The 10,881-nt window shown below is 40.9% G+C and carries 4 protein-coding genes and 1 rRNA gene; 4 read left to right on the top strand and 1 reads right to left on the bottom strand.

The annotated features are described in order from the left end of the window. The first annotated feature begins 82 nt into the window (after positions 1–82). From rrf to ABES03_RS09670, 3 genes are all read left to right on the top strand, one after another. A 5S ribosomal RNA gene (gene rrf, locus ABES03_RS09680) occupies positions 83–199 on the top strand. A 351-nt stretch (positions 200–550) separates the two neighbouring features. Beyond that, positions 551–1,453 (top strand): CPBP family intramembrane glutamic endopeptidase, encoded by a 903-nt coding sequence (locus ABES03_RS09675; protein ID WP_430117086.1) that lies wholly within the window; start codon positions 551–553, stop codon positions 1,451–1,453. 204 nt (positions 1,454–1,657) lie between these two features. Beyond that, the gene (locus ABES03_RS09670; RefSeq protein ID WP_430117085.1) at positions 1,658–4,915 is read left to right on the top strand and encodes a DUF6359 domain-containing protein; all 3,258 of its coding nucleotides are present in this window, start codon (positions 1,658–1,660) and stop codon (positions 4,913–4,915) included. Between the two features lie 142 nt (positions 4,916–5,057). Here ABES03_RS09670 and ABES03_RS09665 read toward each other — a convergent pair whose 3' ends face one another. Continuing rightward, a complete protein-coding gene (locus ABES03_RS09665) occupies positions 5,058–5,663 on the bottom strand; it encodes a hypothetical protein (RefSeq protein WP_430117084.1) in 606 nt (201 codons plus the stop codon). 771 nt (positions 5,664–6,434) lie between these two features. On the opposite strand from ABES03_RS09665, the gene ABES03_RS09660 reads away from it, so the two are divergent. Further along, positions 6,435–10,583, top strand: coding sequence for a S8 family serine peptidase (locus ABES03_RS09660; protein WP_430117083.1), 4,149 nt, complete (start codon positions 6,435–6,437; stop codon positions 10,581–10,583). The last annotated feature ends 298 nt before the right edge of the window (positions 10,584–10,881 follow it).

The following is a 10,881-nucleotide window of genomic DNA, read 5'->3' as shown; positions in this document are numbered from 1 at the left end:
AATTTTTAAAGCGAACTCGTAGTTTACAAACACTTCTTCTACATTATCTAGTTTTGAGAGAACGATTTCTCTAATAAAATAGTCTGGTAATTATGGCGAGAAGGTCACACCCGTTCCCATACCGAACACGGAAGTTAAGCTTCTCAGCGCCGATGGTAGTTGGGACGAAAGTCCCTGTGAGAGTAGGACGTTGCCAGGCACGAAAAAGGACAGCTATATTAGCTGCCCTTTTTTGTGTCTAAAAAAAGTAGAGCCCCAGTCTTATGGCTCTACTATAGGAAGTTATTATTGTTGAACAATGGGACACCTTTTAACACCTATAACAAACGAGAATATGGAAAGAACATTATGATGATAATTGGCTAAGAATATGTTAAATTATTACTATTATACTCTTAGACTTAAAGGAGACAAATCCGTGTCGAGAAAAAAGAAGTGGACGATTGCCTGTTTCCTTTTCCTGCTCTTTTTAAATGGGTTCGGGATACTAGCGGTCAATCTATTGGGTAAGTAGAAAGAATCTACAAATTTACAGGCAGGGAATGACATTATGATCTCTAATTTAGCAAAACCACTTTCGAAAAAACTACTTTTTGCGATGCTCATCGTGACGATCGGTGTGGAAATCCTTCTTTATCTATCCAGGTATAGCTATATGGCTAGCTCACTGTATGATGGAGTCATGGTTGGTTCCTTTTTTATCGGCTGGAAGCTGTATCGCCGGCTTGGCAGCCCTACAGATCCTCCCAAACGGCCGCGGCAGATGATGATGCAATTTACCGGTGCTTTTCTTGTTTTCTTTCTTGGAAGTACGGTCATAAATATATACTCAACGAATGCATTTCAGGCATTTAGCGATGACTATGATCAATATGTGCAGGATTATACCGAAACGCAATCCTATGATGTGGAGGAGGATGAGAAAGGAGCGCCAATTGACGCGGTATGGTCCTTTTTTGATAAGGTCGATACGATTGGCTCTGATTTATATGCGGATACTCTCGCTGGTTTAGAAGAAGTATGGCGGTTATCCTATATGATTCTCATCCTTATCGTTTTCAAGAAGCTCTTTCCTAAGCGCTGGGAGAGCGGGCGAAGGGATCTATTCCTCATGCTTTCATTATTTCTCACGTCTATTTTATTTGGCGTCGACCATACGCTGGATACTGAACAACCATGGTCGATTCGAATTGGTGCGATTGTGACCTTCGCTAATATGGGACTTTTATTCGGCTTAATTTTATTATGGACTCGTAACCTCTGGGTGACCGTCCTTGTTCATTCACTTTACGATATAACCGCCACACTCTCGTGGTATTACATCGATTACGCAGTTGAATTCTTCGCTCTAGGTTGTTTCGTTCTTCATATGATTCTTTTTACTATTGAAAAAATACAGCAAAGACGGATAAAGAAGAAATTGGGCGTGATTGAATTGGCACAATGGCCATAGGCATTGGTAAGGCAGAATAATAGAATGGAAGAGGCAGCCTTAATAGGTTGCCTCTATTTATTTTGTTATAGCTTAATAGCCCCAACTATACTACTATAATTATAGGAAAACGTTTGTAAGACAGCAAAAATTGTAAACGTATACAACGAGCGTTGGCAGTTCGTTACAATCGAGGACCAACACGAGAAAAGGGAGGCATAAGGAGTGAAATTAGGTAAAAAACAATTGGTGATTATTACCACGATGATTATGTTACTCGCAAGCTATGTATTGCCTTACACAAGCAGGGCAAGCGCAGCGGGAGAGTATCTTACTGTAGCAGAAGCTTTAGCGACAAGTACCGGAACGACAGTTAATGTTAAAGGGTATATTGTGGGCTATACGAAGGGGACCAATTCGTTTACATTTACGGCTCCTTTCGGTGGTGATACGAATTTAGCCATTGCAGATAGTCCGACGGAAACGGATCCTGCAAAGATTATGCCAGTAGAAGTAACGAAGGATTTTCGACCAACCTTCGGATTACTGACTAACCCGGCAAACGACGGAAAGGAAATCTTCATTACGGCGACAACCGCAGCATACTTTTCGATGCCAGGGTTAAAGACGCCAACGAGTATTGCCTTCACTGGAGAAGGTGCACCAACTGATCCGCCTCCAGTCGAGCCGCCACCGGTAGGAAGTGGGGATGGCTTGAAAATCTCAACCATCCAAGGGACTGCTCATACCTCACCATATGTAGGGAAAACGGTGCAAAGCGTGGAAGGTATCGTCACCTATGTGGTTGATGCTTCCAACTTCTATATGCAGTCTGCCGTTCCAGATGACAATCCCGCGACATCTGAGGGAATCCTTGTCAATCGCTCTAGCCATGGTTTGTCGGCAGGTGACCAAGTTGCCATGGATGGAACGGTAAAAGAAGTCAACCTTGATGGCTATAGCGATCGTTCTTCAACAGACTTAACAATGACAGAGATTGCTGCAGCAACGATTGCGAAAAAAGCTAGTGGCGTGGCATTGCCATCTCCAGTGGTGATCGACAGAAATACTATCCCCTCCCAAGTAATTGATAACGATCAATTTGCTACCTTTGATCCAAGTGAAGATGGTATTGATTATTATGAAAGCATCGAAGGTATGCGAGTATCACTTGAAAAACCAACTGTTGTCGGGCCTCAAAAGAATGGTGAGGTTCCCGTTATTGTGGGACAGGCGGACGGCAAAACCTACACGAATGCAGGTGGGACCATCCTGACAAAGGATACATCGAACCCAGAACGATTGCAGCTCTTGATCGGTGACAGAAACTATGTGACCAAAACGGGTGATTCATTCGACGGCACGGTAACAGGTGTTGTCAGCTACTCCTATAGCAATTATAAAATACTAATCAAGAATGGAAGCCTACCGGCATTACGACAAGGTCCAAATGTTCGTGAAACGCTTCAATTAGAAAAAGAGACGGACAAGCTGACCATTGCCAGCTATAATATTGAAAACTTTAGCGCAGCAGACACTGCAAAAACCAATAAATTAGCTGAGTCTTTTGTAACGAACCTAAAAACGCCTGATATTATTGGACTTGTAGAGGTTCAGGATAATAACGGTGAAACCAATAATGGTGTGGTGGATGCCTCTGCGAACTATTCAGCTCTCATTAATGCAATTAAATCATCAGGTGGTCCGACATACAATTGGACTGACATTGCACCTGAAAACAATAAGGATGGCGGTGCTCCTGGTGGAAACATCCGTGTCGGCTTCTTATATAATCCGGAACGAGTGACATTGAATACCAGTGCACCAAAAGGAACAGCCACTCAGGCTGTAGGTTATGAAAATGGCTCTTTAACTTTGAATCCTGGAAGAATTGATCCGACGAATTCGGCGTTCTCTTCCAGCCGTAAACCGTTGGCGGCAGAATTTACATTCAACGGAGAAAAACTAATTGTCATTGCCAACCACTTTAACTCCAAGGGTGGTGACGAGGCACTATTTGGGAAACACCAGCCTCCTGTCCTAGGCAGCGAAGCACAGCGCATTAAAATTGCCCAAGTAGTCAATAGCTTTGTAGCGGATGTTTTAAACAAAAATGCCAAGGCAAATGTCGTTTTACTTGGAGACCTAAATGACTTTGAATTCTCCAATCCACTAACCGCTTTAAAAGGCGAAATTTTAGACGATTTAGCAGAGACTGTGCCTGTAGCAAGGCGCTATTCCTATAACTTCCAAGGAAATGCCCAGGTCTTAGATCATATTCTTGCAACAAAAGAATTAGCGGCTGGGGCCGAAACGGATTTCGTCCACATGAACTCTCAATTCATGGAAGCCCATGGTCGTGTAAGTGACCACGATCCGATAGTTGCCCAGTTTGATTTTTCTGTGGAAAAGGAACCAGGGGATGAGACTGATCCTGTTGTAGTCCCGCCAACAGGCTGGGTGGAAACCGACGGCGTTTGGTATTATTACGATGAGAATGGTGAAAAACACACAGGCTGGTTAGAACTAGAAGGAAAGAAGTATTACTTAGGACAAGATGGTGTGATGCAAATAGGCTGGGTGACCATTGAAGGTGCTAACTATTACTTCGGCACCAATGGAGCTATGCTAACTGGATGGGTGAAATCAGGAGCAAACTGGTATTACCTAGGCCAGGATGGCATCATGCAAACGGGTTTAATTGAAGTAAATGGAAAAACGTACTTTTTAGGACCAGACGGGGCCATGAAAACTGGCTGGGTGGAAATAGACGGATTTTACCATTACTTCTTTGCGAACGGCGAGATGGTTACAGGATGGGCTGAAATCGGTGAAGAGACATACTTCTTTGATGATGATGGCGTCATGTTAATTGGCATGTTTTACATTGATGAGGATGTTTACTACTTCGATGAGGACGGGATTCTTCAGACTGGATGGTCTGAATTTGACGGAGAGCGCTTTTACTTTGATCCTGAGACAGCCGCTATGGTTACAGGCTGGGAAAAAGTCGACGGACAGTGGTACTTTTTTGATGAATACGGTGTCATGCAGAAGAAGTGGGTGCGTGATGGCGTAAAGTGGTATTACTTAAACGAGAGTAACGGTGCGATGAAGACTGGCTGGGTTAAGGATCAGAACAAATGGTACTTTATGTCCTCCAGCGGTGCAATGCAAGTCGGGTGGGTAAAGAGCAACAATAAATGGTACTACATGGATCCGACAAAAGGAATGATGAAGACCGGTTGGGTTAGCGTTAATGGCAAATGGTACTACTTAAATACCAGCAGCGGTGCGATGCAGACTGGATGGTTTAAAGAGGGTGGTAAATGGTACTACCTAAATACCAGTAGTGGAGCCATGCAAACTGGTTGGCTGTTTATCAGTGGTAAATGGTACTATTTTTACAAGGATGGAAAAATGGCTGCCAGCACCAAAATACAAGGCTACAAATTAGGTGCAGACGGCGCGATGATTCGTTAAAAAACTTTTGAGCTGACTCTTTTTTAGAGTTGGCTCTTTTTTATATGGGGGCGTTTAAATGAATCCCGCCAGCATTTGTAGACATTCCGCGTTTTGATAGAATATTAAAAAGACGGCAACCCTTTGGCTACTGTCTTTCTTTCTAAAAACTGTATTGATAAACCTTTGAATCTACCCAATACTGAATCATTCCGTCCTTTTCTTGGGTGTATTTGATCTCTGCCTTATCCAATGCAGTTGTTAAATTTTCAATAGCAATCTCTCGGCTAACTTTTAGCTCTAATAATTTTTTATTAACCTGAATCTCATTTCTATTCTCTTCCTCAGCGAGATAGGTAAGCAAGTCTAGCCGTTGTTGCATCACTTTGAGCAAATCTTGTTTATGCACACTTAAACTGGCAGGTGCTTTTAAGTTGTTCGCTTTTTGCAAGAGTTCAGCTTGCATGACAACTGCTCGCTGAAGATTTGGGGGATCTTTTTCGGTTATGTTTATGAATAGATTCGTGCTTCGTTTGTTATATGATTGTTCGATTTTTAAAAAGGAAACAATCTCTTCCTGATTGGCTGTGGAAGAATCTAGCAGCAAAAGACTACTAATTATGACCATGCAAATTCCAGCAAGGATATAAAACCACGTTTTCTTGGGGCTTTTATTAGGAGCAGGTTCTTCATCTCTGCGTTGAATAGTAGCCTTTACCTGCAGCTCTTCCAGTTCTTGTTTCACTTTTTGTTGTGCAGGAGTTAGCATCCTTCGCCCTCCGTTTTATGTAGAATAGTAGAAACTATTACTATCCTACTATAAAAAGACACAAAAAATCCATTTATTCCTGAATTTTACTGTAAAAACATAGGTAATTTGCACTTTTTTAAGCAAATAATACCTTATTTTAGAAGATGGAAACACCGTTTCCTCTCGTCAAATGTCGACTATATTCGATTTCAATCTTAAATTGGGAGTGATTAATCAACAATTTGGCCATTAGAAAATAATAGGAAAAAAGATAGAGGCAGAATGTGTATCACTTTTCGAACTTTTTATTTTTCTAGTATAAGGCTTATTACTTTTCTCTTTTGTTGTCATTAGTGAATTTTATTATTTCTGCACCGCGATATTTATTGAAATTCTTGTCAGGTTAATTGGATTTTCAAGAGAAAAAAACAATATCTAAGACATTTTGTGAGCCACTTTTATCAAAAACCCGAGTTTTTGCGGTTAAACCAGCTAATCCTTTCTGACACCGTAGGTTAGGAAGCCCTATATTCCGATAAAATATCATCCCTTTAAAGGGGTAAATTCATAGCGAAAAGCACATGTAGGGTTGTTATTTATGTTACTATGTCGAATATTGCGAAAATATTTTTCTTCGAACATCGAAAAACTATTGACCTTTACTACAATAAAATACTAAAATTATATTTGTATATTCCGACTTTTCTAAATAGTAGGGTGATTTGACCTGAAAATAGATTAGTAGGGAAGATATTGATATTACTATTTTAATAGGGGGGAAAGTCTTTAATGAGCAAAAAGAACTACAATAAGAAACGCAAAATTGCTACATACGCATTAGCTTCAGCTCTTGCATTATCTAACTTCAGTTTCGTTTCTCCAACTTCCGCTGCCTACAAGCCAGGTGATTTAGAATCAAAAGTTCAACAATTAAAGCAGGCACAGCAAGCTAGAGAATCTTTTAAGGAACAGCTTAAATCTAAAAACCTTAGGGCCGATCTTAAAGCAACTGATAAGGTTCGTGTGATTGTTGAGGTTGACGGACAAACTGCTGTTGAATATGCAACAAAGCAGGGCGTATTATACAAAGAATTATCCGAAGATAAAAAATCTTCATTCACTTCTAAAGCAGAAAGCCAACAAAAGTCTATTAAAGAGAAAATTGCTGCTAAAGGTGTAACCGTTAAGTACAAGCAAAAATTCTCAACTGCTTTCAACGGATTTTCAGGGGAAATCGCTTATGGTGATCTTGATAAAATTGAATCTGTTTCAGGTGTAAAAGCTGTTTACTTAGCAAACGAATATAACCGTCCTAAAGTAGAACCAAACATGAAAACGAGCCATCAGTTCGTTGAATCTCGTGATACGTGGACAAAAGCTGGATTTAAAGGCGAAGGAATGGTTGTAGCAGTAATCGATACTGGTGTTGACCCATCCCACCGTGACTTTAAATTAACAGATGTAACAAAAGAAGGTTTAACAAAAGCAGAAGTAAATCAAGCTATTGCTGATAATGGCTTAAAAGGTAAATTTTATACAGATAAAGTTCCTTTCGGTTGGAACTATTATGATGGAAACGACACCATCCTTGACATAGGACCTGGAGCAAGCATGCACGGTATGCACGTTTCTGGTATTGTAGCAGCTAACGGCGACGAAGCTAATGGTGGTATTAAAGGGGTTGCACCTGAAGCGCAAGTTCTTGCGATGAAAGTATTCAGTAATGATCCAATTTACCCTTCTACTTGGTCTGACGTGTATCTTGCTGCAATAGATGATTCTATCAAGTTAGGTGCTGACGTTCTAAACATGAGCCTTGGTGATGTTGCTGCATTCTATCAAGAAGATAGTGCAGAAGACCTTGCTATTCAAAGAGCGACGGCTAACGGTATCGTTTGTGCGATGTCTGCTGGTAACTCTAACCATATCGGTGATGGCTGGGATAACCCATATGCTCAAAACCCTGATATCGGTGTAGTAGGTGCACCAAGCTTAAATCCTGACGGTATTTCTGTCGCTGCTTCTGGTAACGAAGCATACTGGTACCAAACTAACGTTACTGTTGATGGCCTTCAAGGCTATACAAGCTTAGGTAAAGGTATAGACGATTGGGAAAAATTTGCTGCTGCTAACGGCGGTAAGCTTGAATTAGCTAGCATTGGCGGAAAGCTTGGTAATCCAGAAGATTACAATGGCGTTGACGTTAAGGGCAAAGTTGTTCTTGTTCCACGTGGTACTTTATCTTTCTATGATAAAACCGTAAACGCTGCTAAAGCAGGCGCGATTGGTATTATTGTATATAATGCAACCAATGGTTTCTGGTATGAAGACCAAGGTGGCTGGGATGTTCCATTCATGTTAATTTCAGGTGCTGAAGGTACTACATTGGAACAGGAAGTTGCTAAAGGTCCTACTTACATTCATGTGGCAACAGCAAATAAGAAGGATAGTCCTGAAATGGGTCGTATGACTAGCTTTACATCATGGGGAACTACACCATCCCTAGACTTAAAGCCTGAAATTACTGCTCCTGGTGGAAATATCTATTCTACTGTTAATAATGACCAGTACACTGTAATGAGTGGTACTTCAATGGCATCCCCACACGTTGCAGGTGGATCTGCACTTGTTCAACAATACTTACAAACAGACGCACGTTTTAAAGACCTTTCTGTTGCAGAGCGTACGCATCTTGCAAAAGTATTGTTAATGAACACGGCTAAAAATATTACTGACTTAAATGGTCAGCCTTTCTCACCTCGCCGTCAAGGTGCTGGTATGATGCAAACTTATGCGGCTGTAACTACACCTGCATATTTTGTAAACAAGGCTACTGGTAACGCTAAAGTTGAGTTGAGGGACTTCACATCGAAGCAATTCGAAATGACCTTCACTGTTAAAAATATCTCTGACAAATCTGTTTCTTATACTGTAAACACAGATGTGTTAACAGATACGATTCAAGATTATGCAGATGGTAGCCCAGAGTATAATGCATTAATCGCAGGTGACCTTGCAGGTGCGAAAGTTGATGCACCAAAAACTGTAACAGTACCAGCAGGTAAATCTGTTGACTTTACTGTTAAAGTTGATTTTTCAAATGCTAAACTTCCAGGCCTTGATAAAGATGGAAACAAAACTCTTCTAGAACTAAGAGAAAACATTTTCGTTGAAGGCGCTGTAACATTAGTTGGTGCAGACAGTACGGTTCCAAACTTAACAGCTCCATATGTTGGCTTCTACGGCCACTGGGATGAGCCACAAATCGTGGATGGATTTGCGACACTTGGCGAAGAGCGCTACTTCGATCTGAAGTACCTATTCAAGGGTGGTACAGATGTTGAAGTTGACCAAAATTATTTTGGAAAATCGGTTGATAATAAGTTCTATGCATTATCTCCAAATGGTGATAAGTACTTAGAGGATATCAATCCAATTCCGTCATTCTTACGAAATGCTGCTGAAGCTCAGTTCAACATTTTGGACAAGGATGGCAATCAGCTTCGCCGTATTAAATCTGAATCTGATGTCTATAAGAATGCATTTGATGGCGGCTCAGCAAACCCATTCTCTTATAAAGCAGACCGCTTATGGGATGGGAAAGTAAAAGGCGAAGTCGTTAAAGACGGCCTATACTACTATGAAATCAAAACAATTGTTGACTATGCTGGTGCTAAGTGGCAATCTAAGAAAATCCCAGTATATGTTGATACAACTGCACCAAAAGTAACGGCTAAATATGATCCTGAAACATCTATGGTATCCTGGGAAACTAAAGAAGAAGGAACTGGCGTAAAAGTTTACGGTGTCTACGTAGATGGAAAGCTTGTTGGAACAACTGACGGCAAGACGAATTCTTATAAATTAACTGAAGTACCAGAAAAAGCGATTGTTGAAGTAGTAGCTGCTGACAATGCAGGAAACTATGGAGATGATACTGCTGCAATCGGTGATGTTGCACTTCCATTAATCGTAATCACTGATGGTTCAAAGGATTCAGATGGAAACTATGTTCCAAATTCTCCAAATCCATGGGGTGCATATGATACGAAGGAAGTAGATGTTAAAGGTTTCGTATCAGATGATATCGGCTTAAAAACATTAAAAGTAAATGGTAAAGTAACTGATTTCACAGTTGGTGAAGATGGTAATTTCCACTTCTCGACTACTGTTACATTTGAAAAAGATGGATTATATGATGTTCAGGTTGAAGCAATCGATCACTCAAATAAATCCTTCTCTATTGCTCGTAAGGTATACGTTGATACAACTAAACCAGTCATCAATGTAAACGCACCTGAAAGAGTTGATAAGAATGTTGATAAAGTTACCTTGAAAGTAAACCTGCAAGATAACTTCAACTACTTAAACTTCTACGTAGGTGAAGATCACGAGTTTGAAGTGCCCCTTGTAAGCCCTGTGGATGTATTAAATCCATTAAGCAAGGATTATCAAGTAACACTTCCACTTAAAGAAGGAGAAAACAAATTTACGTTAAGAGCTACTGACCTTTCTGGTAACGAAACTGTGAAGGAAGTTGTCGTTAACCGAAAAGATGCTGAAAAACAACCAGTAGTTAAAAACGGCTGGAGCTTAGAAGGCGGTTCTTGGTACTACTATGTGAAAGATGTAAAGGCTACTGGCTGGGTGAAAGATACAGACGGTAAGTGGTACTTCTTGAAGAAAGACGGCAAGATGGCTACTGGCTGGGTATTCGATGGTGGTGCTTGGTACTACTTAACGAGGTCCGGTGCAATGAAGACTGGCTGGTTATTAGAAGGTGGAAAGTGGTATTACCTAAATGGTAACGGCAAAATGGCTACTGGCTGGAAACTAGTAAACGGCAAGTGGTACTACCTATACAGATCCGGTGTAATGGCTGCTAACACAACAGTTGATGGCTATAAGATTGGTAAAGACGGAGCTTGGATTAAGTAATTTCCTCTCCGCAAAAGGCGAACAGATGTCAAATCTGTTCGCCTTTTTTTAAGAATGAATAAATTTGCCACTGCCACAGTCCTTGAAACTGTGGTATTTTTATGTCCCGAATTAATGGAGCCCGCCTTGTAATAGGGGAAGTTTCTAATGCCCGTGACAAGAGAAAAAGCACCCGACTGGTAAATAGGGGAAGTTTCTAATGCCCGTGACAAGGGAAAAAGCACCCGACTGGTAAATAGGGGAAGTTTCTAATGCCCGTGACAAGGGAAAAAGCACCCGACTGGTAAATAGGGGAAGT

The organism is Neobacillus rhizosphaerae (assembly GCF_050477885.1).
In the GTDB taxonomy this organism is placed as follows: domain Bacteria; phylum Bacillota; class Bacilli; order Bacillales; family Cytobacillaceae; genus Neobacillus; species Neobacillus rhizosphaerae_A.
This window is presented reverse-complemented; position numbering and strand designations above follow the sequence as displayed.